General features: G+C 56.1%; 20 protein-coding genes. 4 read left to right on the top strand and 16 right to left on the bottom strand.

Annotated features, from left to right (window positions below):
• Position 1: 1 nt before the first annotated feature.
• Positions 2 to 847 (bottom strand): hypothetical protein, encoded by an 846-nt coding sequence (locus ACZ5EH_RS13530; protein WP_464274408.1) that lies wholly within the window; start codon positions 845 to 847, stop codon positions 2 to 4.
• Here ACZ5EH_RS13530 and ACZ5EH_RS13525 point away from each other — a divergent pair.
• The 4 genes from ACZ5EH_RS13525 (at position 846) to ACZ5EH_RS13510 (ending at position 6,601) form a co-directional block, all read left to right on the top strand.
• On the top strand, positions 846 to 3,218 hold the full coding sequence (locus tag ACZ5EH_RS13525; RefSeq protein ID WP_464274407.1) for an ABC transporter substrate-binding protein: 2,373 nt from the start codon (positions 846 to 848) through the stop codon (positions 3,216 to 3,218). The two genes, ACZ5EH_RS13530 and ACZ5EH_RS13525, sit on opposite strands and share 2 nt — an antisense overlap.
• A 188-nt stretch (positions 3,219 to 3,406) precedes the next feature.
• Positions 3,407 to 4,300 (top strand): CheR family methyltransferase, encoded by an 894-nt coding sequence (locus tag ACZ5EH_RS13520; RefSeq protein WP_464278302.1) that lies wholly within the window; start codon positions 3,407 to 3,409, stop codon positions 4,298 to 4,300.
• Entirely contained in the window at positions 4,297 to 5,532 is a 1,236-nt protein-coding gene (locus ACZ5EH_RS13515) for an HDOD domain-containing protein (protein ID WP_464274406.1), read from the top strand. Before ACZ5EH_RS13520 ends, ACZ5EH_RS13515 begins: the two co-directional genes overlap by 4 nt.
• Before the next feature lie 40 nt (positions 5,533 to 5,572).
• Positions 5,573 to 6,601, top strand: a complete 1,029-nt coding sequence (locus ACZ5EH_RS13510; RefSeq protein ID WP_464274405.1) for a TIGR00341 family protein — start codon at positions 5,573 to 5,575, stop codon at positions 6,599 to 6,601.
• A gap of 91 nt (positions 6,602 to 6,692) precedes the next feature.
• Here the strand turns inward: ACZ5EH_RS13510 and ACZ5EH_RS13505 are convergent, their stop codons facing one another.
• From ACZ5EH_RS13505 to glyA, 15 genes are all read right to left on the bottom strand, one after another.
• Positions 6,693 to 7,172: a hypothetical protein gene (locus ACZ5EH_RS13505; protein WP_464274404.1), complete on the bottom strand. Its 480-nt coding sequence runs from the start codon at positions 7,170 to 7,172 to the stop codon at positions 6,693 to 6,695.
• Between the two features lie 65 nt (positions 7,173 to 7,237).
• On the bottom strand, positions 7,238 to 9,661 hold the full coding sequence (gene lon, locus ACZ5EH_RS13500; protein ID WP_464274403.1) for an endopeptidase La: 2,424 nt from the start codon (positions 9,659 to 9,661) through the stop codon (positions 7,238 to 7,240).
• Positions 9,662 to 9,747: 86 nt separating this feature from the next.
• The gene (locus ACZ5EH_RS13495; RefSeq protein WP_464274402.1) at positions 9,748 to 10,023 is read right to left on the bottom strand and encodes an acylphosphatase; all 276 of its coding nucleotides are present in this window, start codon (positions 10,021 to 10,023) and stop codon (positions 9,748 to 9,750) included.
• Between the two features lie 120 nt (positions 10,024 to 10,143).
• Complete coding sequence (gene radC, locus ACZ5EH_RS13490) at positions 10,144 to 10,821, bottom strand: RadC family protein (protein WP_464274401.1); 678 nt, start codon at positions 10,819 to 10,821, stop codon at positions 10,144 to 10,146.
• A 78-nt stretch (positions 10,822 to 10,899) separates the two neighbouring features.
• Positions 10,900 to 11,952, bottom strand: coding sequence for a DNA polymerase III subunit delta (gene holA / locus ACZ5EH_RS13485; RefSeq protein ID WP_464274400.1), 1,053 nt, complete (start codon positions 11,950 to 11,952; stop codon positions 10,900 to 10,902).
• A 131-nt stretch (positions 11,953 to 12,083) separates the two neighbouring features.
• Positions 12,084 to 12,608, bottom strand: coding sequence for an LPS assembly lipoprotein LptE (gene lptE, locus ACZ5EH_RS13480; protein ID WP_464274399.1), 525 nt, complete (start codon positions 12,606 to 12,608; stop codon positions 12,084 to 12,086).
• Entirely contained in the window at positions 12,605 to 15,109 is a 2,505-nt protein-coding gene (gene leuS, locus ACZ5EH_RS13475; protein ID WP_464274398.1) for a leucine--tRNA ligase, read from the bottom strand. The genes lptE and leuS overlap by 4 nt, the downstream gene beginning before the upstream one ends.
• 29 nt (positions 15,110 to 15,138) lie before the next feature.
• Complete coding sequence (locus ACZ5EH_RS13470) at positions 15,139 to 15,693, bottom strand: hypothetical protein (protein ID WP_464274397.1); 555 nt, start codon at positions 15,691 to 15,693, stop codon at positions 15,139 to 15,141.
• On the bottom strand, positions 15,671 to 16,141 hold the full coding sequence (gene nusB, locus ACZ5EH_RS13465) for a transcription antitermination factor NusB (RefSeq protein WP_464274396.1): 471 nt from the start codon (positions 16,139 to 16,141) through the stop codon (positions 15,671 to 15,673). The genes ACZ5EH_RS13470 and nusB overlap by 23 nt, the downstream gene beginning before the upstream one ends.
• Entirely contained in the window at positions 16,134 to 16,616 is a 483-nt protein-coding gene (gene ribH / locus ACZ5EH_RS13460; protein WP_464274395.1) for a 6,7-dimethyl-8-ribityllumazine synthase, read from the bottom strand. The genes nusB and ribH overlap by 8 nt, the downstream gene beginning before the upstream one ends.
• 30 nt (positions 16,617 to 16,646) lie before the next feature.
• A complete protein-coding gene (locus ACZ5EH_RS13455) occupies positions 16,647 to 17,867 on the bottom strand; it encodes a bifunctional 3,4-dihydroxy-2-butanone-4-phosphate synthase/GTP cyclohydrolase II (RefSeq protein WP_464274394.1) in 1,221 nt (406 codons plus the stop codon).
• A 69-nt stretch (positions 17,868 to 17,936) separates the two neighbouring features.
• Positions 17,937 to 18,605: a riboflavin synthase gene (locus tag ACZ5EH_RS13450; RefSeq protein ID WP_464274393.1), complete on the bottom strand. Its 669-nt coding sequence runs from the start codon at positions 18,603 to 18,605 to the stop codon at positions 17,937 to 17,939.
• Between the two features lie 3 nt (positions 18,606 to 18,608).
• A complete protein-coding gene (gene ribD / locus ACZ5EH_RS13445; RefSeq protein ID WP_464278301.1) occupies positions 18,609 to 19,766 on the bottom strand; it encodes a bifunctional diaminohydroxyphosphoribosylaminopyrimidine deaminase/5-amino-6-(5-phosphoribosylamino)uracil reductase RibD in 1,158 nt (385 codons plus the stop codon).
• Between the two features lie 40 nt (positions 19,767 to 19,806).
• Positions 19,807 to 20,259, bottom strand: a complete 453-nt coding sequence (locus tag ACZ5EH_RS13440) for a deoxycytidylate deaminase (RefSeq protein ID WP_464274392.1) — start codon at positions 20,257 to 20,259, stop codon at positions 19,807 to 19,809.
• 38 nt (positions 20,260 to 20,297) lie between these two features.
• Positions 20,298 to 21,536 carry a serine hydroxymethyltransferase gene (gene glyA, locus ACZ5EH_RS13435; protein ID WP_464274391.1) on the bottom strand — a complete coding sequence of 413 codons (1,239 nt, stop codon included), beginning with the start codon at positions 21,534 to 21,536 and terminating at the stop codon, positions 20,298 to 20,300.
• Positions 21,537 to 21,744 lie beyond the last annotated feature (208 nt).

The following is a 21,744-nucleotide window of genomic DNA, read 5'->3' as shown; positions in this document are numbered from 1 at the left end:
GTCAGCGCTCCTCGAGATATTCCAGCTCATTCGCCAACATGCGCGTCATTGGATAATGACGTCGAAAGGCACGGGCGGCTTCCAGACGCAACCTCTCGCGCTCCTCCCTGTTGGCCAGCATATGCCGGCACCCTTCCGCCAGACGTTTATACGGCCATTGGGAAAGAGGAGCTTCAGGATATGGGGAGGCGCCGCATTGCTCGCTGCACACAAACACGGCGTTGTTGAATAGATAGGAAATGCGCACCGACTCCAAAACCTGCATGGAGAACTGGTGGACATTTAAAACAATGGCAGCCCTGCTTATGGCAGTGTCGCGTTCCTTACCGTACACGCCAAACAAGGTCTGCACCCTCAGACCGCTTGCGGCCAGGTCGTTTAGCACCTCTTTTCTGCGCGATGAAAGCGCCCCATAAAAGAGAACGTCGATATCCTTTTTTTCCGGCGGCAGTTGCGGAATGCGCTCCAAAGCCGGATGCCAGCCCAGAGGCAGATGTCTTGCCGCGATGCCTTTGCCATCCAAAAAGGAAACATTTTCTAAAGAATAATCCCACACGGCGTAAGCGCCTTCTAACAGTTCCAGCATTTCTTCGGAAAAAAAGCCCTCATTCTCATGAAGCTGTTCAAGCTGCCATGGAATGTAGCGAATGCCCTGCAGCGGGGAGAAATCCTCCAGGAAAGCGCACCCCAGCAAAATGTTCACCGCTGCAGGTTCGATGCTGTTGCATCCAAAACTGCATGCCACGCCAAGAGAGCGCAGGCTTTGCTCCAAAAGCAACGCAGCTTCGGCAAAGCACATGGCATGGGGCTGATTTTCCGGGGCAAAAAGGCACACATGATAGTGCATGAAATATGGTCTCCCAATCAGGAAGGGATTGCAACGCCACGATGTACGCACCCCGAAATATGTCTTCGGGGTTTCCATAGTCACGGGCTTGGCGTATCATTTGTCCATGCTATCGCCAACTGCACATTCACACGACATTCCCTTGCGACTCCTGTTTTTTGTATTGCTGGCATTCTTTGCCCTGCCGCACTTGGTTTCTGCGCAAGAAGCCACCACCCCGCAGTCACAAACAGCATCGCCCGAACTCCAGGCAAGCATGCTGCGCCAAGGTCTTGCCGCACTCGAAAGGGGCGATTCAAAAGCCGGCTACGAACTGATTGCCCCCTTTGCCCTGCAAGGCGACCCAAGAGCCCAGTATATTATCGGCCTGCTTTACGAACGCGGCCTGTTTTTGCCCCAAAGCGCCGGTTCCGCCCGCCGCTGGTATACCCTGGCAGCAGAACAGGGGCATTCCGGCGCACAGAACAATCTGGGACTGCTGCTCAAGGCGCAGGACACGCCGCGCTCGCGTATCAGCAGCTATGCCTGGCTCTCTCGCGCCTCCAAACAGGGGTATGCAAAGGCGCGCCAGAACCTTGAACTTCTGGCTACGGAACTCCCGGAGGTGGAGCAGGACGCCGCAGAACGTCTCGCCACCGACTGGCAACCCAAGACCTGGGCAGAAATGCTTGAGGAACTGGGCCCTGAAATTCTGCCCTCTTTGCCTGGGCAATCGGCGCTCCCCACAAGTGATTCCACTGGCGCTACCAATGATACAGCCCCCGAAACGTCAGATTCATCCGAGAAGGCGGCGGGACAAGCCACGGCGCCCCCTGCTGTGCAAGCTGCCCCTCTGCATGCTGCAATAGCAATTGCCCCTGAAAGCGCCGACCCTTTGCGCGAAAAAGGGGACCTTGTGCTTGCGCAACATTGTTACGCCCGCCTGGTTGAAAATGCGCCGCGCCCTGCAAATCAGACTGGCAGTGATTGGGGAGGCACACTGCGCCCGGGGCTGGCCCAAAGTTGGACAGCAGAGGAAAATTCCAGGGGGGAAGTCGAGGCCTACGTGTTCACCCTCCGAGAAGGGGCGCACTTCCAAAATGGTTCCCCGGTGACAGCGGACGATGTGGTTTTCAGCTTGCAACGCATGCTGCAACCGAACCTGGAGAACGACAGCTCGGGGTTGATGCTTTTCATACAAGGCGCGCGTGAATATCTGGAGGGCGCCACCGAAAAGGTTTCCGGCCTGGAAATCATAAATGCCAGGACAATACGCATATCACTGCACACGCCTTATGCGGGATTTCTCGCCGCCCTTGCCCACCCACGCGCAGCCATTGTGTGCCGCGCTTTTGTGGAGCAGCAAGGCAAGGAATACGGCGCCACCCCAGAAAAAACATGCGGCAGTGGACTCTACCGTTTGGAGTCATGGGAAAAGGGAGAAAAAATATGGCTTGTGCGCGAAAAAAATGCCGGCAGCAATTCCCTGGCGCCTAATGAGGTAACGCTTCAGATAACGCCAGATGCAGACAAGGGTTTGGAGCTTTTTGTAGAAGGCGAGATTGACTACCTTGATACTGCTGTCTACCCCTCCCTCGCTCAGAAGCTAGCCCCCCTGGCAAAGGCAGATAAGCAACTGCATTTGCTCAACGCCCCCCGTTCGAGCATGTACTTTCTGGCGGTGAACAATGCCGCTGCGCCCTTTGATTCCCTGCTCACACGCAAGGCTCTTCAACTGGCCATAGACCGGCGTGCAATGTTTGATCTGGGCGGCCCCGGAGCAGCCTTGCTCCAAGGGGTGCTGCCACCAGGGGCGCGCTGTTTTTCCCTTTTGCCGGGCAAGCTAGCGCAAAATCAGGAAATTGCAAAAGAATTCCTTGCCCAGGCAGGCCATCCTGATGGCGTTACGCTGCGCCTGGCCGTTGCAGCAGACAGGGGAGAACCCTTCACATCCCTGGAACAACACATCAAGGCATCCGCTGCAAGCGCAGGAATCAATGTGGAGCTGGTCCCCATGTCATTGGCAACGTTCCAAGATCACATGACACGGGGAGAATTGCACGCCTACGTTGGTGCATGGAGCGCTGTCATCAACGATGCCGATGCATTTTTTCACCCGTTCTTCAGCACCCGCGCCACTGTCGCACGCTCCATCCGCTATGGAAATGGCGCCATGCGCACCCGTGTTGCGCGCGCAGCAAAATACGCCGACCAGACCAGACGCTGCGAAATGTATCACGAACTGGGGCGTATCATTACGCAACAGGATGCAGCATGGCTTCCCCTTTTTGCTCCAGGACGCTCAATACTCCTTGGAAAGCGGGTGAACTCCATGAGTCTGCCATGGGATGGCACTGCAAACTTGCCTTTTGAAACGTTCCGCTTTCATTGACAACAGATCGTTTCTTGCAATAAATGTTTAATTACAATTGACAACAGACGTTGTAAAAGCCTGATTGTTCGCCTGCATCTTCAGGCCACAATAAGTGAGACCACATGCCTTCAAAAAAGACGCCCTCGCGTTCCCTGCCCCAGAGCATGGAGGAACGAGCCAAGGAGATGCAGGCGCTTCTGGACAAGATGTCGACCACCATGGCCGAATCCAGAATCAAAATGGGGCGCAATATCCGTATCTCCGACGACGAATACAAGGCGCTGCGGGACTTCATTTACGACCGTAGCGGAATTTCAATTCCTTCCACACGCAAATACCTGCTGGAAAACCGCCTTGGTCCCCGGCTCAAGGACTTGAATCTGGAATCCTTCTCAGATTATTTGAATTACCTGAAAAAGGACCCGCAACGTAACAAGGAAGAGGGGCGGCTATTCGAACTCGTCACCACCAATGAAACGAGTTTCTACCGCAATACCGCTCAATTGGATGCTCTGGAGCAGACCATTCTCCCGGAACTGATTGACAAGAAACGCAAGGCCAAGGACCAGAAGCTGCACATTTGGTCTGCCGGTTGTTCCACGGGGGAGGAACCCTACACCCTGTCCATCATCCTGCACGAACTGCTGCAAAGTGAGTTTCCCCGCTGGCGCATCACCATTGCAGCGCACGATATTTCCGACGCGGTTCTGCAAGCTGCGAAAGAGGGCGTCTATACCGAATACTCCCTACGCACCACACCGGAATCCATCATAAAAAAATATTTCGATAAACGCGATGACCGTTTCATCATCAAACCGGAAGTGCGACGCTGTATCAAATTCGGGAAAATAAACCTCAATGACGATGCGCAACTCCGCCGCACTGAACCAGCAGACATAATTTTTTGCCGCAATGTCATCATATATTTTGACACGGCCATGAAAAAGCGCCTGATCCAATCCTTTTTCGACCGTCTCTTGCCGGAGGGATACCTTTTTATAGGCCACTCCGAATCACTGCATTCCTTATCCGAAGCCTTTACTCCAAGGTACTTTCCAGGCGCTATCGTCTACAAGAAACCTCATGGAGGCAAGTTGTGAAAACCCTGCCGCTGGAAGAACTTGAGACAGGTATGGTCCTGTCCAACGATGTTCAGACACCAGACGGTCGTGTGCTGCTCAAGCGCGGGACGGCGCTGAGCCAGGAAAACATAGAAAGTCTGCAAACCCGCGGCGTCATGACCGTCCAGATAGAGACCCCCAAACCTCTATCGCCCCCCATGAGCACGGAAGAGGAATTGGCGCTTTTGGAAGCCAGCCAGACATACGTGCACCCTCTTTTCCTTTTTGCAGACCATGGCAACCCGATTATTCAGGAGCTTTACAGGCAAACGCTGCTGCGGACGGCAGCCTCCATGCACAAGGGGTTCACCCCTCCTCCCAAACGGCGTGAAGACGCTGACGCTGAAAAAATGCGGGATCTTTTCCAGAAGGATCAGGGGACACCGGAAGATGTGGTGCTCCACGAAGTGCAGCTGGCCTCGTTTCCGGACGTGTATTTTCAAATCGTCACGGTGTTGCGCTCCCCCACATCTTCGGCAAAGGAAATCGCCGAGGTCGTCAGCCGTGACCCCAGCCTTTCGGCAAAGCTTCTGAAGCTCGTGAACTCACCTTTTTACGGTTTTCCTTCGCGTGTGGATTCGCTGCCCCGCGCCGTTGCCCTTGTCGGTGGCAATGAACTCAGCACGCTGGCTCTGGGAATTTCCGCAATAAACGTGTTCAAGGATATTCCCCCGGAGCTCATCGACATGCGTACGTTCTGGGACCATTCCCTGCGTTGCGCCATTTTCGCCAAACTCATTGCCGGGCAATGCGACAAGGCCAACCAGGAGCGCCATTTTGTTGCTGGCCTGCTGCACGATATCGGCAAGCTGCTGTTATACAAAAAGCTGCCCTACGCTTCCGCACAGGCCCTGGTCTATTCCAGAGAAAACGGCGTGCCTGAATTTGAATCTGAAAACACCGTCATTGGCTTTGATCATGCCCGCATCGCCATGTTGCTGGTACGCGAATGGAACTTCCCCACACAGTTGGAAGAAAGCATCGGCCAGCACCACATGCCTGCAGATACTGGAGAAATTGGGGCAAGCATCGTGCATGCCGCAGATATTCTGAGCATTGCATCGGCCATTTCACACGGCAAAGGGCGCGTTCTGCCTTCACTCGAAGCAGCAGCGTGGAACAGGATAGACCTGCAACCTGACCAATTGGGCGAACTTTTCCAAAACAGCGATGTCCTCATGGAGCAGCTTTCAGGCGTTTTCATACGATGAGAACAGCCGGCCTGTCCGGTAAAAATCCAAGGGTCGGGCCATGCCACTTCGTCAAATCGAGATTTTCCTTCCGGCAGAAAAGCTGGAGACGCTGCTTGATGAATTGAAAAGCGATGCAGAAGACCTCCTGCATTGGAGCGCTGTCATAGAAAACGACATCGCAACAGTGCGCATCATCCAGGATACCGAAGATCTCGAGAACATCACGGACAACATTGAGGAACGTTTCAGAAATTGGGAAGAATTGCGCATCCTTATCACTGCTGTAGAAGCCGTCATCCCACGCCTTGTAAAAGAAGAGGAAGAAAAAGACGACAATGGCAATGACGAGGGTGACAAGGAAGCGGAAAAGGAGCAGCAACGGCGCATCCACCGGGAAGAAATCTATTCCGATCTATACGACAGCGCAAAGCCAACCCTCAATTACCTGCTGCTCTCTGTTCTTTCCGCAGTGGTGGCGGCAATCGGCCTGCAGCAAAACAACGAAGTGGTTATCATTGGCGCCATGGTAATCGCGCCCATGCTGGGCCCCTTCATAGCCCTGGCGCTTTCCACCACGCTCAGTGACGGCCCCCTTTTTCGCCATGCATCCCTCTCCGGCCTGGTAGGCATAGCCTGTATCAGCGTTGTCGCTGTGGTCATGGGTCTGCTGCTCAACATTGATCCTGAAACGCCTGCCCTTGCCTCCCGGGCCACAGTCGGCATCCTGGATCTTGTTGTCGCGCTTGCCGCAGGCGCTGCAGGCACGCTCAGCTACACCATGGGGTCTTCCACCGCGGTGGTCGGCGTCATGGTTTCGGTAGCTCTGGCGCCCTCTCTGGTAGCAGCGGGCATGTTCCTTGGAGCCGGGCACATGCATGAGGCCATCGGCGCGGGCTCACTCTTTGCTGCAAACGTGATAAGCCTCAACCTCTGCGCCGTGCTGACGTTTCTCTATAAAGGGGTACGGCCGAATACCTGGTGGGAAGAAAAAAGCGCACGCAAGGCAACCTGGCAGGCCGTTTCCGTATGGGTGCTGCTGCTCACCCTGCTGGCCCTTCTGGTCTGGTATGCTGAAGTGTTCGAGTAGACCCCCTCGCTAGCCTCCGTCAAAAAAAAAGCCCGCCTGAAAACCAGGCGGGCTGTCATAAACATCACGAGGTGGGGAGCCGTCGTAAAGATCAGTCTTCCTCATCCCACTTATGGCTGAAAATCCATTCCGTCGGGCAGTGCAACTGATGCTCGGGAGGTTCAGGCAAAGAATCCCCCTGGCGTTCAAGTATGGCCTGCGCCCTTTCGCCGTCAATAATTCTGGCCCGAGCCCGGCACCCCACGGAATAGGGCGGCATGTACTCCATCAACTTCGGGTGACTGGCAGAAAGTACTATACCATCCATGACCTTGCAGCGGCTGCACGGGGGGGGCGCTTCCTTGCCTTGGACGACCTCCACCCTGAGATAAACCTCACCCGTATCGCTAGAGGGACGCAACAAGCGTCGCATTACGTCCAGGGTTTCCACCCTGCAGGATTCAAGATGGGTAAAAAAGGCGTCAATGTCTTCTGGAGGCACATCACGCTCCTCAAACATGTACCAGACGATCTGACCGGAGAGCTTCTTAAAAAGGGGGTGTTGCTGCAACAACTCCTTGTCCTGCATCATCTGCCGCCTTTTGGAATATGGCCCGGAGAGAATTACCTCTCCAGGCCTTGATTGACGTCAGTAGGTTACCAGCAAAGATTCCAGATCTCGTCGATATGCTCGATGGTGTGCACCTTGATCCGCCGCCGCAGATCAGCAGGGATATCAACGATATCTTTCATGTTCTGCTTGGGTATGACCACCTCGCGCTTGTCATTGGCCATGGCCGCCAGCACCTTTTCCTTGATACCGCCGACAGGAAGCACACGCCCCCTGAGGGTGATCTCGCCAGTCATGGCCAGGTCGGCCTTCACAGGCTTGTTGGTGAGGGCTGACACCAGCGCCGTGACAAGGGTAATGCCTGCAGACGGTCCATCCTTGGGCGTTGCACCGGAGGGCACATGAATGTGGATGTCGCGTTTCTCCAGGAAATCCGGATCGATATCCAAACGCCCAGCACGAGAGCGCGCATAACTCAAGGCAGCCTGAGCGCTTTCCTTCATCACATCGCCCAGTTTCCCTGTCAGGGTCAGCTTGCCCTTGCCGGGCATGATGCTGGCTTCAATATGCAGAATCTCACCGCCATGCGCAGTCCAGGCCAAGCCCACTGCCACACCTGGGGGCAGTTCCTTTTCCCGTTCGTCTTCCAGAAAGTACGGAGGGCCCAGCAGCTTGTTCAAGGACTTTGCAGTCACCTTGAAAGGCCCTTTTTCCCCTTCTGCCTTGCGGCGGGCAAGCTTACGGCAGACCCTGCTTATCTCGCGCTCCAGGTTACGCAATCCGGCTTCGCGGGTGTACTCCCGAATAACCTTGGAAAGAACGGTGTCCGGAATATCCACTTCCTTGGTATCCAGGCCGTTTTCCTTGACCTGGCGAGGAACCAGGTAACGCTTTGCAATTTTGACCTTTTCCTGCTCGGTATACCCCGGGATACGGATGGTCTCCATGCGGTCCAAAAGCGCTGGCGGGATGGTATCCAGAACGTTGGCCGTACAAATGAACATTACCTTGGAAAGGTCATAAGGCACGTTCAGGTAATGGTCGCTGAAGGTGTTGTTCTGCTCGGGGTCGAGAACCTCCAACAATGCAGAGGACGGATCGCCACGAAAATCAGCGCCGACCTTGTCTATTTCATCCAGCATGAACACGGGGTTCCGCGTACCAGCCTGTTTGATGCCCTGGACAATACGGCCGGGCATTGCGCCGATATAGGTCCTGCGGTGGCCGCGTATTTCGGCTTCATCGCGCATGCCGCCAAGGGACATCCTGTGGAATTTGCGCCCCAAAGCACGGGCGATGGAACGCCCAAGAGATGTTTTACCCACACCAGGAGGGCCCACAAAACAAAGGATGGGGCCTTTCATCTTCGGGTTCAGCTTGCGCACGCTCAAATATTCGAGAATACGCTCCTTGACCTTTTCAAGATCGAAATGGTCTTCGTCGAGAATCTCGCGCGCTTTTTTTATGTCCAGACGATCGCGTGAGGTTTTCTTCCAGGGCAATTCAACCAGCCAGTCCAGGTACGTGCGCACAACCGTGGCTTCCGAAGACTCGGGGTGCATGGTCACAAGCCGCTTGAACTGCTTGTCGGCCTCTTTTTTCACTTCCTTGGGCAGACCGGCCTTTTCCATGGCTTCAGCAAGTTCGTCAAACTCTTCATTCTCCTCACCAAACTCGCCCAGTTCCTTGCGGATGGCCTTCATCTGCTCGCGCAGATAAAAATCCTTCTGCGCCTTATCCATGCCCTCTTTGGCCATGTTCTGAATCTTGGCCTGCATGGAAGCAACCTCGACCTCCTTGACCAACTGCTCATTGACCAGAGACAATCGTTCAATGGGGTTCACGCTCTCCAGAATTTTCTGGGCGTCGCCCACCTTGATGCGCAGGTTCGAGGCAATGAGATCGGCCAGACGCCCCATCTCATCCACACCGTTGAGCACCGCCATAATGTCGGGGGAAGACACGCCGCGCAAGGAAAGTATACGCTCGCTCTGCTCGCGGGCAGCGCGCATCATGGCTTCCTGCTCCAGTGTAGGCTCGCCGGTCTGGGGTTCCTCCACTATCTCTATGTTGGCATGCAGATAGGGAGACTCACTGGTAAATTCGTCCACCCGCGCACGGGTAACGCCCTGTACCAGCACCTTCAGCCTGCCATCGGGCATTTTCAGCATACGCATGATCATGCAGACAGTGCCCATGCGGTAAAGGTCGTCCGGGGTCGGATCGTCCACGGTCTCGTCCTTCTGGGTCAGCACCATCAGGTAGCGGCTGCCCTGCAAGGCCGCATTCACGGCCTCAACGGACTTGTCTCGCCCCACAAAGAGGGGCAGAATCATATAATTGAAAACCACGATGTCGCGCACAGGCAGTACAGGAACTTCGCTTGGAATTTCTGTGGCCACCGGACCGCCGTCAGCATCCTGCTGCAACAGTTCGTCCACCTCGGTTGCGTGTTCCTGATTTTCCTGAGGCTCTTGTTCGGGAACTTCCTTTTTTTTCTCATCAGTCATCGATGTATAATCCCTCTGCTGTTACGAACAAATGTTTTGTCGGGGCAACCATCTCATTGAAGTTAGCGCACCGTTCCTGGCAACCGTCAACAGGTGATGCTGAAAGCACCGTAGGTCTTTTCTTCGTCGACCCATGAACACGCCACAGCGTTCACGCGGCTCCAGGGAGAACCTTCCTGTAACAGGCTTTGCATCTTGTTTACCACATTTTCTTCGCCTTGTAACAAGGCTTCAACGCGCCCGTCCGGGAGATTGCGGACCCAACCGGCCACTCCCAGTCTTTCAGCCTGCTCCCTGGTCCAGGCGCGAAAGGCAACGCCCTGCACCCTTCCGTCTACCAGACATCGCAAGCTTTTCGGCATGGCGCCCTCCTCATCTGCTTCTTGTCACAATTGCATGATCCTGTGGGGCCCTGTGCAAATCCGGGCCGCTAAACGTCTGTAACCACGGCAGCTCTTTACCAGTGGTTCATGCCACTACTTTCAGATCATGCCTTGCGACTGAAAACTGTAATAATCACTTTCAGCGATTATCAAATGATCCAGCACCCTGACGCCCAGGTCAGTGGCCGCACGGTGTATGCGCTGCGTCAATTCAATGTCTGCAGAGCTTGGCCGGGGGTCACCACCTGGATGGTTGTGCACCATCACAATGCCACTGGCCTTGCGCTGCAGCGCCAAAGAGAGCACTTCTCGCGGATACACCGGGGCCTGATCGACTGTGCCCTTACTGAGCTGCTCCCAGGCAATGAGCCGGTTACGGTTATCCACAAGGGCTACCCAGAACTCTTCCGAAACCTTGTCTCCCAATCTCGCCCGGGCCACGTCTGCAACAACCTTTGGGCTGGAAAACACGACCCGGGAATGAACGGGAGACTCATCTATCCGGGCCTTAAGTTCATTGACGGCTATCCAAAAACTCTCCAGGGCCGGACCAAATTCTTCCACATCCGCCAGCTCTCCGTGTTCCGCAGCAAAGACGCCACGCAAGCTTTTGAACCGTCCGAGCAATCTTTTGGCCAGCGGTTTGGTGTCCTTGCGGAGCTGTACAAATCCCAGCAATATTTCCAACAATTCGTAATCGGCCAAAGAGCGGGAATCACGCTTCAGACGCTCCCGCAACCGCTGCCGGTGCCCTTGGTAATGCGGACGTTCATCCATAGTAAGAATCACAAAGGGCGCTCGCAAGCCCCTGAAACAGTATTGCGTTGGATTTGTTCAAGCCGCATCCCCGAAACACTATCTTCTCCCTGGCCGCGGCGGAGGGCCGTACCTTCTTGGCTGGCCTTGCCCCGCCACTGGAGCTTCAGGTCTGAAAATGGCAGAAAGCTCCGCTATCAGCAGTTCCATTGCCTGGTCCTCCCCGGCTTCACCGGTTTTAACCCGCAATTCCGCCTCAAGCGCTGCATCCCAGATACGTGCTATACGCCTGCCCCCAAGTTGGCGGGCAAGTTGCTGCCGTTCGTTCTGTTTGAAGAAGGGCAAACCCTTGGCTTCCTCACCGTGGGCAAGCTGCCAGAGAAAACGCGCCTCGCGTACCAGCAGCGAAAGGAACTGAAAAAGAAAGCCCTTCCCGGCCAACTGCTGCCCGAGCACCTTGCTCCAAACCGTACCCGCCCCGCCAGGCTTTTGCAAAGCGTCTATAAACGCGAAAATATCAATATCAGGGGTGAAGCTGATCAAACCGGCAATGTCCGGTGATATTGCAGCGCCCGGCTCCAGGGCAAGCTCAAGTTTTTCCAGTTCGCTCGCCACGGCTGCGGCGTCCGGAGGCATGGAGGCGCACAGGATTTCAAGCGCGCCGCGCTGAAAACTGAAGCCCTTCTCTTTTGCCCAGCTTTGCAGCCACTGCCGCACGCCCTGCTCTCCCAAGCCTTGCGACTCCCATATCCAGCCTTTTTTTTGGGCAAAAGTGTAAAATTTGGTCTTGGATATTTCTGCCGGCACTTTGAATTTTTTGCGTTCGTAGGCAACTTCGAGAAAAAAGAATGGCCACGCCTGCTCGTTGAAGCGCGACAAAGGACCGGAAAGCTGCTGCCATTCTTCTTTTTTCAGGTTCTGCGCGTTGCGCACCACAAGCGCCTTTGGCTTGCCGAAAAGGTCATTGAGGGTCAGCGCCTGCCAAAAAGCGTCCCCCAGTCCTTCGTCACCCCAAAAGACCTTGCGCTCCCAGCTTCCAGTGCTTCCCATACCGCCGGCAGCAGGAGGATGCTCGGCCAGCAGCGATTCAAACCGCCGTTTGGCCAGTTCGGTATCAGGACAGACAAGAAACGTGAAACCAGGGCGGGGCATGTGGGGTATCCAAGGGAATGAATGCGTTCCTCCATGTTTTCCCCAAGACAGCGGCGCAAAACGTAAGGGAAAACCTGGAAAGCCCCCCGCATGTGGGAGGGCTCTCTCAGGAACGCGTTATACGTGAAAACCTAGAACGAATGGCTCATGCGGTCCACGAGCACGCGAACAGCCATGGCCACGACACGATGTTCGGCAGCAGCCTTGTCGTTGTCGTCCAAATAATATTCAACTCGCCGTACCGGACCGGACTGCCAAATCAACGTTCCCTCTTTGCGGTCCTTCAGCACAGCGCTAATTGTGAGGGCAACCTCGAATTTCAGCGTTTTTTCCCTTTTATCCTGCACAGCGGCGGAAATGATGTAGCGATCAATGACGATATCCATAATCATGTCCGCGGAGTCGGTATCGGTCCACACCGCAGAACTCCGACTGGCGAGCTCGTCACGTAAAACATTACGCAACTCGGGCTCCATCCAGGTTTGCAGCGTCGGATTTTCCACCGAGCCTATGGCAATACTCTTGGCCCCCTGCCCTTCCTCCGGTTCAAGCACCGTAGGACCGGAAGGCGTAAAACCATAGCCGCAGCCGCCGAGTAAAATACACAGCAACAGGATGGCGGACAGCCTGAAGGGTAAACGCGGAAACGTCATCATACCGCCACCACATTCACCAGCTTGCCGGGAATGACGACGACCTTTTTCACGGTCTTGCCCTCCAGATGCTTGAGCACGTTTTCATGTGCCAGAGCCGTTTCCTCCACTTCCTTGGCCTGGGCGGACGCGGGTACGCTCAACCGGCCGCGGAGCTTGCCATTGACCTGTATCACAACCTCCACCTCATCCAGAGTGAGGGCGTCCTCACTGTATTCCGGCCAAGGTGTGGCGGCAAGGGACGTCTCATGTCCCATTTGACGCCAGAGTTCTTCACAAATATGCGGCGCTACAGGAGAAAGGGTCACCAGCACGCTGGAAAGAGCAGAGCTCAAAACCCGGCGCCCCGCCTCGCTTCCACGCAGGGCGTCCTTCTCCTGGCTGATGGCGTTGACCAGTTCCATCACCGCGGCAATAGCGGTATTGAACTGGAATTTGCCGTTGATGTCGCTGTCCACCTTTTTGACAGTGGCGTGCTCTTTGTAGCGCAGTCCCTTGGCCTGCTCGTTGCCTTCGACGTCCGCAGCCGTTGCAGAGCAAGGGGTCATGCGCGGCACCTCTTCCAGCAGCTCCTGCACCAACCGCCAGAGGCGGTGCAAAAAGCGCGAGGCGCCCTCTATGCCCTGGTCACTCCAATCAAAATCTCGCTCAGGTGGCGCTGCAAACAGGCAGAAAAGACGTACGCTGTCAGCGCCGTAGCGCTTGATCATCTCGTTGGGGTCCACCACGTTGCCCTTGGACTTGGACATTTTGGTCCCGTCCTTGAGCACCATGCCCTGGGTGAGCAGGTTGTGGAACGGCTCGTCAAATTTCACATAGCCCAGATCGCGCAGCACCTTCACGAAAAAGCGCGAATACAAAAGGTGCAAGATGGCGTGTTCAATGCCACCGATGTACTGGTCCACGGGGAGCCAGTACTCTACGGATTCGGGGTCGAACGGCGCCTGATCGCTGGTGGGGCTGTGTGCGCACGCGTAGCGGATGAAATACCAGCTGGACTCCACAAAAGTGTCCATGGTGTCGGTCTCACGGCGGGCCGGCTTGCCACATTTGGGGCACGGCGCAGCAAGAAAGCTTTCCGCTTCTGGCAATGGCGAACGCCCGTCCTCTCTTGTCTTCACATCCAGCGGCAGTTCCACGGGCAGGTTCTCGCGCTTCTCCGGCACCACGCCGCATTCGTCGCAATACAACACGGGGATCGGGGCGCCCCAATAGCGCTGGCGCGAGATGTTCCAGTCACGCAAGCGGTAGTTCACTGCGCGCTCGCCAAGATTCTGCTCATGCAGATAATCGGCGACCTTTTCCTTACCTTCCGCCACGCTCAATCCGTCAAACTGTCCGGAATTGACCATCACGCCGTCATCGGCATAGGCCTCTTCCATGGTGGCGGGATCAAGCGCCGCATCTTTCGGTGAAATAACGATCTTGATGGGCAGGTCATATTTGCGGGCAAATTCAAAATCGCGCTGATCGTGCGCCGGGACGGCCATGACGGCGCCGGTGCCGTACTCCATGAGTACGAAGTTGCCCACCCATATCGGCATCTTCGCCCCTGTCAGGGGGTTGATGCAGTAGGCGCCGGTGAACACGCCCTCTTTTTCCATGTCTTCTGCCGTCCGGACGCTGCGGTCCATCCCGGCGACCCTGTCCACAAACTCCCTAACAGCAGCTTCTTCCGGCTTGCCGGCTATGAGCTTTTCAACCAAGGGATGCTCTGGAGCCAGGCTCATAAAGGTGGCGCCAAAGACCGTATCCTGGCGGGTGGTGAAGACGGTGATGGCTTCGTCAAAGCCGTCGAGCTGGAAACGGATGTGAGCGCCCACGCTCTTGCCGATCCAGTTGCGCTGCATGGTCAGCACGCGCTCGGGCCAGCCGCCTTCGAGCTTCTCCAGCCATTCAAGCAGTTCGTCGGCGTAATCTGTGATGCGCAGGAACCATTGGGCGAGGTCCTTTTGCACCACCTGGGAATCGCAACGCCAGCATTGACCGTCAATGACCTGTTCGTTGGCCAGGACGGTATGGCATTCCGGACACCAGTTTTGGGGAGCCTGCTTACGGTAGACCAGGCCCTTTTCGAAAAAATCCAGAAAGAACTGCTGCTCCCAGCGGTAGTAGTCCGGGCTGCACGTGGCGACCTCGCGCCTCCAGTCGTAGGAATATCCCAGCCGTTTCAGCTGGGTGCGCATGTAGTCGATATTTTCGTAGGTCCACTTGGCGGGGTGGATGTTATTCTTGATGGCCGCGTTTTCCGCAGGCATGCCAAAGGCGTCCCAGCCCATGGGGTGCAACACATTGGCGCCCTGCATACGTTTGAAGCGGGCAACCACGTCGCCTATGGAGTAGTTACGCACATGCCCCATGTGGATGCGCCCTGACGGGTAGGGGAACATCTCGAGCACATAGTATTTCGGTTTGGAAGAATCAGCCTCGCAGGCAAAGGCGTTTTCCTTTTCCCAAGTCGCCTGCCAAGTGGTTTCAACAATTTCCGGTTCGTAGCGTTGCATGGCTCTAATATGCTCCTGCGCCCGGAGTCTCAGGCTCTGCGGGCGGAAATGAATTTCGGCTTCAAAAACGACTTGAATTTTTCGGTACGGGATTTTACCTGCTGCGCCTGCTCGCGCTCAATGGCGTCGTAGTCGTGGGCGCTGGTAAAATGCACCTGGGAGTATTTTTCATGCCAGGCGGCAATGCTCTGGCTTACAGCCTCGCGCTGCAATCCCACCTGAACAAGGACAATGCTTTCCAGGCTGTAGCTGCCCCAGAAAGCTAGCCCCCAGAGACGCAAGGCTTCCGTAATGTAGCGGTCGATGACCATGGAAAGGGAAAAGGAGTCAATCCACCATTGGGTCCAGCCCATGTTGGATATCACCTTGGCCATGGGTGGCGCCCATTGCTTGATGTTTTCTGCGCCACGGGGCACGTCCACAGCAAGCTCAAAAAGCTGACCGCCCCCTTTCACGGGCCAGGAATGAACCGTCGTCACTACACTGCCATCTTTAGGCAAGGGGCCTTCAGCCGGGCGTACGAATACCCGGTGAAAGTCGGGCGGACTCTGTTCCGCATCCTTAATGAACCCCAATTTCACCATTTTCGATAGCCTTCGCAGCGGCATCCAGAATACCGTTCACAAAGCTGCGTGTGTTTTCGTCGCCGAACTGTTTGGCCAGTTCCACGGCTTCATTGATAGCCACTTTGACAGGAATGTCGGGCCGGTGCAACATTTCGTATAGCGCCAGACGCAAAATTGCCAATTCAGTCTTTGCTATGCGCTCTATACGCCAATTCTGCGAAAAACGCACGATTATCTCATCGAGCTCCTGCTGCTGTTTCCAGACCCCAAAAGTAAGGTCCCAGGCAAAACCTTCAGGCCGGCGCAAGCCCTTGCCCTGAATGGAGTCGACAGGAATATCCTGGTCCGGGCTACGGCTGAATGCCCTTGCCAGTTCCAGTTCGCTGTCTGCAGATTCGAAGTAAAGGCCGTACAGGACCTGAAAAGCGCGCTCGCGAGCGGCCCTGCGGCGTTCAGTCTTAGCCATTTCCAGGAATCAGCTCCAATACTCTGATAGTCTCCAGTGTGGCAGCAGCAGCCTCCACACCCTTGTTGCCAGCCTTGCTGCCTGCACGCTCCACCGCCTGTTCCAGGTTGTCGGTGGTCAGCAAGCCAAAGCCCACGGGAACATCGTGCTCCAAAGAGACACTGGCCAAGCCCTTGGTTGCCTCCGAAGCGACAAAATCAAAATGGGGGGTAGAGCCCCTGATGACAGCGCCCAGGCAAATGATGCCATGATAGCCACCGCTTTTTGCCACCCGTTTGGTGACAAGGGGCATCTCAAAAGCGCCGGGCACGCGAATGATGGTCAGGTCATCCGGGTCCGCACCTGAGCGGGTCAGGTAGTCGACAGCACCACCGATCAGCCGGTCAACGATGAAGTCATTGAAACGGCTGGCGATGATGGCGAAACGCAGGTCGCGGGCGTCCAGACGTCCTTCTATCTTCTTAATGTTGTGCATCTTTTAATCTCCTTGAAAATTCACGCAGAGCTATTCAGCGGACTTATGAAATTCCAGCAGGTGCCCCATTTTTTCTTTCTTGGTATGCAGATAGCAGAGATTTTCCTCACAGGGGTCCATCTCGATGGGCACGCGTTCCACAACTTCAAGTCCATAGCCTTCGAGCCCGACTATTTTTTTCGGGTTATTCGTCATCAGACGCATCTTCTTGATTCCCAGGGAAATGAGAATCTGCGCGCCAATGCCATAATCCCGGAGGTCTGCCTTGAAACCAAGCTTTTCGTTGGCTTCAACCGTGTCCAGCCCTTTTTCCTGCAGGGCGTATGCACGGAGCTTGTTGGCCAGGCCGATACCGCGGCCTTCCTGCCGCATGTACAGCACCACACCGCTGCCTTCACTGCCGATCATGCGCATGGCGGTTTGCAGCTGTCCACCACAGTCGCAGCGCAAGGAGCCGAGCACGTCACCGGTCAGACATTCGCTGTGCACACGCACAAGCACGGGTTCGTCAGGGTTGATTTCCCCTTTGACCAGGGCCAGGTGCGTGGTGTCATCGATCTCGTTCTGAAACGCCACAGCCTGGAATTCACCGCCAAAGCAAGAAGGCACCTTGGCTTCGGCTACGCGCTGTACGGAAATCTGTCCATGCTGCATGCGATAGCGGATCAGGTCGCGGATTGTAGCGATCTTCATATCGTGTTCTTTTGCGAATTCGATCAGGTCAGGCATACGGGCCATGGACCCGTCATCCTTCATGATCTCGCAAATCACGGCGGCGGACTTGAGCCCAGCGAGCTTGGAAAGATCCACACTGCCTTCCGTCTGCCCGGCGCGGACGAGAACGCCCCCTGCCTTGGCGCGCAGGGGGAAAATGTGTCCGGGGGTGACGACGTCTTCGGCCTTCACGTCATCCTTCACCGCGGTGAGGATGGTCGTTGCGCGATCGGCCGCGGAAATACCCGTGGTCACGCCGTTGCGCGCCTCGATGGACACGGTGAAGGCGGTGCCGAACTTGGACTGGTTATTTGTAGACATCATGGGCAGCCTGAGCCGATCCACCCATTCGGGCGACAAGGCTAGACAAATCAGCCCACGGCCATACTTGGCCATGAAATTGATGACTTCAGGTGTAACTTTTTCAGCCGCGATGGTCAGATCACCTTCATTTTCGCGGTCTTCGTCGTCCACGAGGATAATCATCCGTCCCTGACGGATTTCCTCGATGGCCTCTTCGGCCGGGATGATGGGCATTGGATCCTCGCTGGTTGTGATGCGTTATCGGCGCTGCCCCCGTTTTTATACAGAGAGCGGCGCATCTGGCTAGAAGCCGTATTTGCGCAGAAAATCCTCGGTCAGACCAGAGGTGGCGTCGCCCTTTTTTTCCTGATGTGTGGCAAGACTCCAGGCGGCGAGCATGCGCTGAACGTATTTGCCGATAAGGTCAGTCTCCATGTTCACGGCCCGACCGGGTTTCCAGAACTGGATGGTGGTTTCGCGTTGCGTAGCCGGGATGATGTTGACCTCAAGAAATCCCTGTCCGCAATTATTAACAGTCAAGCTGATACCGTCAAGCGCTACGGAGCCCTTTGCAACCACTTGCGGCGCAAAGGATTCTGGAAAATTCAAGCGAAAAACCCTTGATTCCCCGGCAGAAGAAATATTCGCTACACTTGCCAGGCAATCCACATGGCCACTGACCATGTGCCCCCCGAGACGGTCTCCCAGGGCAAGAGCACGTTCCAGATTCACGCTGTCGCCCCGGCGCAGGTCGCCCAGGCTGGTTGCCGCAAGGGTTTCTGCCGAGGCATAGGCATGGAAACGGTTACCTGAGAAGCTCTCCACGGTGAGGCACGCGCCATTGACGGCGATGCTCTCACCAAGCGTGATGTTTTCCATGACAAAGCGCGGTTCGATATCAAGCCGGGACTCGTTGCCCCTGCGTTGCACCTCAAGAACGGCGCCCATTCCCTGGATCAACCCTGTAAACATGAATTAGCGTTCCGTTGTTTTCACGAGGGGGCGCAAGGATACAAGCAAATCCTCGCCCACGCGTTCCGTTGCTGCAATGCGCAGGCCCAACGTGTCTTCCATGGACTGCGTTGCCCGCCCCGTAAAAAGGGGCTTGGCCTGGTTGTCCGCCAGCAGCTTGGGGGCCAGATACAACTGAAATTCGTCAACCAGACCATCTTCAAGCAGGCTGCGTCCAAGGGAGCCGCCCCCTTCGCAAAGGAGATAATAACAGGGAAACTCCTTGTAAAGCCTGCGCAGGCCGGCGCGTAAATCCAGCCGCCCCTCTGTGGTGGTGTCCAAGCCCCACACTTTGCACCCAAGTCCTTCCAACGCGCGTGCAGCAGAAGAGGCAGCTTGTTCGTTGCCGGTCAAAAAAATCACATCTGCAGGGCGCTCTTGTAAGAGGCAAGGCAAAGTACCTTCCACCCCCGGCAACCGGCTGGTAACCACCAACGCAAGAGGACGTCGCAAGGCATTGTGTCCGGAAGGCGGCGTATCACTTTCGCGTGCAGCGTCCGAGGACCCCAGACGGCATGTAAGCTGGGGGTTATCCAAGCGAAAGGTTTCGCCTCCCACCATCACAGCCTGCACATTGCGCCTGAGCTCGTGCACCCGCTGTCGGGACGCCTCCCCACTCACCCAACGGCTGTGTCCCGTGCGGGTGGCGATGCGCCCGTCCAGCGTGCCGGCCAACTTCAAAATTACACAGGGACGCGCTTCCAGCTTCCAGGCCTTGAAATCGGCAATCAGGTCCTGGCATTCCTGTGCAGCGACGCCAGTCTCAACTTCTACGCCATGCTCGCGCAAACGCGCCACACCACCGCCTTGCACATCCGGATTGGGGTCCAGAGCGCCTACAACTACCTTCTTGATGCCAGCGTCCAATATGGCCTGGGTGCAAGGGGGCGTTTTCCCAAAATGATTGCACGGCTCCAGAGTGACCCAAATAGTGCAGCGCTCCAGCTCTACCCCTTTGCTCCGTGCATCGGCCAAGGCATCCACTTCTGCATGGGGCTTGCCATAATAACGGTGCCACCCCCGTGCGACGATTTCACCATCAAGGGTAAGCACAGCGCCGACTGTCGGATTGGGAGCCGTTGCCCATGCCCCTCTGCGGGCCAGGCGCACGGCTTCAAGCATAGGCGAGGGGTCTACATCCAGGCCAGTCCCGGAGCAGGCATCAAAGCTCTGCGTCGACGAGCTCATAGCGAACCCCGGCTTCATGCATCAGGGATTCGGCCAGTTCGTCCGGATAGGACTCGGCGAAATATACGGCCTTCACCCCGGTATTGATAAGCAATTTTGAGCAGATCAGGCATGGTTGCGTGGTGCAGAAAACTTCTGCGCCATAGATGGAAACACCATGCACCGCAGCCTGGACAATGACATTCTGCTCCGCATGCAGGCCACGGCAAATCTCATGACGCTGGCCGGAAGGCACGCCCAGTTGTTCACGCAGGCACCCTGTTTGCTCACAATGGGGGACATTGGAGGGAGCCCCGTTGTAGCCGGTTGCAAGGATGCGTTTGTCCTTCACAGCCACAGCGCCGACCTTGCGGCGCAAGCAGGTTGAGCGCTCTGCCACCAAAAAGGCGATGCGCATGAAGTAGTCAGGCCACGGCATGCGTTGCATATGGGAGTCCCCCATTCGTGCGGCTTCTAAAACCGCGGCTACCAGGTAAAGAGCGGGAACTGCCGCGAAAAGGTCTCGACCTCTTTGCGCACTTCCTCGAGTTTGGACTCGTTGCCCACGCTTTCAAGAACGCGCACGATCCAGGCCGCAACCTGCTTCATTTCACCCTGCTTCATACCACGGGTGGTCAGTGCAGGGGTGCCAAGCCGGATTCCGGACGTCACAAAAGGAGAGCGGGTTTCGAACGGCACCGTGTTCTTGTTCACGGTAATGCCGGCGCGGTCCAGGGCAATCTCGGCGTCCTTTCCTGTGATGTCCTTGTTGGTCAGGTCCAGGAGCATCAGGTGGTTGTCAGTACCGCCGGACACCAGATCATAGCCAGCGTCCACAAGCTCTTTGGCCATGGTAACGGCGTTGTCCAACACCTGCTGCTGGTAGGCCTTGAACTCCGGCCGCAACGCTTCACCAAAAGCAACGGCTTTGGAAGCGATGACATGCATCAAGGGGCCGCCCTGAATGCCGGGAAAAATCTGCGAATTCAAGGTTTTGCCGAAATCCTCACTGGAAAGGATCATGCCGCCGCGCGGCCCGCGCAAGGTCTTGTGCGTGGTGGTTGTGGTGAAGTGCGCATGGCCAATGGGGGAAGGATGCAGCCCCACGGCAATGGGGCCGGCGATGTGGGCCATGTCCACCATCAGCTTGGCGTCCACGCTGTCTGCAATTTCACGGAAAAGCTTAAAGTTGATGGTTCTGGAATAGGCGCTTGCGCCTGCAATAATCATTTTGGGGCGATGCTCTTCGGCCATGGCGCGCACCTGATCGTAATCAATGGTGCCGGTTTCGCGACTTACGCCATAAAAGACAATATTGAAGAGTTTGCCGGAAAAGTTGACAGGTGAACCGTGGGTCAGGTGCCCCCCGTGGGAAAGGTCCATTCCCAGCACGGTATCTCCGGGTTGCAGCGCACCGAAGTAGACGGCCATGTTGGCCTGGGAGCCGGAATGCGGCTGAACGTTGGCGAATTCGGCGCCAAAAATCTTTTTTGCGCGTTCACGGGCCAGATCTTCGGCCATGTCGACGAACTCGCACCCGCCGTAGTAGCGCTTGCCCGGGTAACCTTCCGCATATTTATGGGTCATCACGCTGGCCATGGCTTCGCGCACTGCGGGGGAGGTAAAATTCTCAGAGGCGATAAGCTCCAGTTTGGAGACCTGACGCTCGATTTCCAGACAAATTGCGCGCCCCACTTCGGGGTCTTGAAGAAGCAGTTCCTGCATGACTATCGGCTCCCGTATCTTCGCTTATTGAGTGCAGAGCAAAAAACAAGCAGTTCACTGCTCTGGCGGCTTGCCGCCCGGCCATCCGACGCGTTGTACCGCCGGGGCCGCTCTGCATACGAGCAACAAATTGCTGCTCGTATTGTTTTGGTACTAAAAAAATGACGGGGGCCCGAAGAAACGGCCCCCCGCTTCATGCGTCAAAAAT

The sequence above is a fragment of the Desulfovibrio biadhensis genome, from assembly GCF_055388615.1.
The sequence above is the reverse complement of the archived record's forward strand: the minus strand, read 5'-3'. Positions and strand labels throughout refer to the sequence as shown.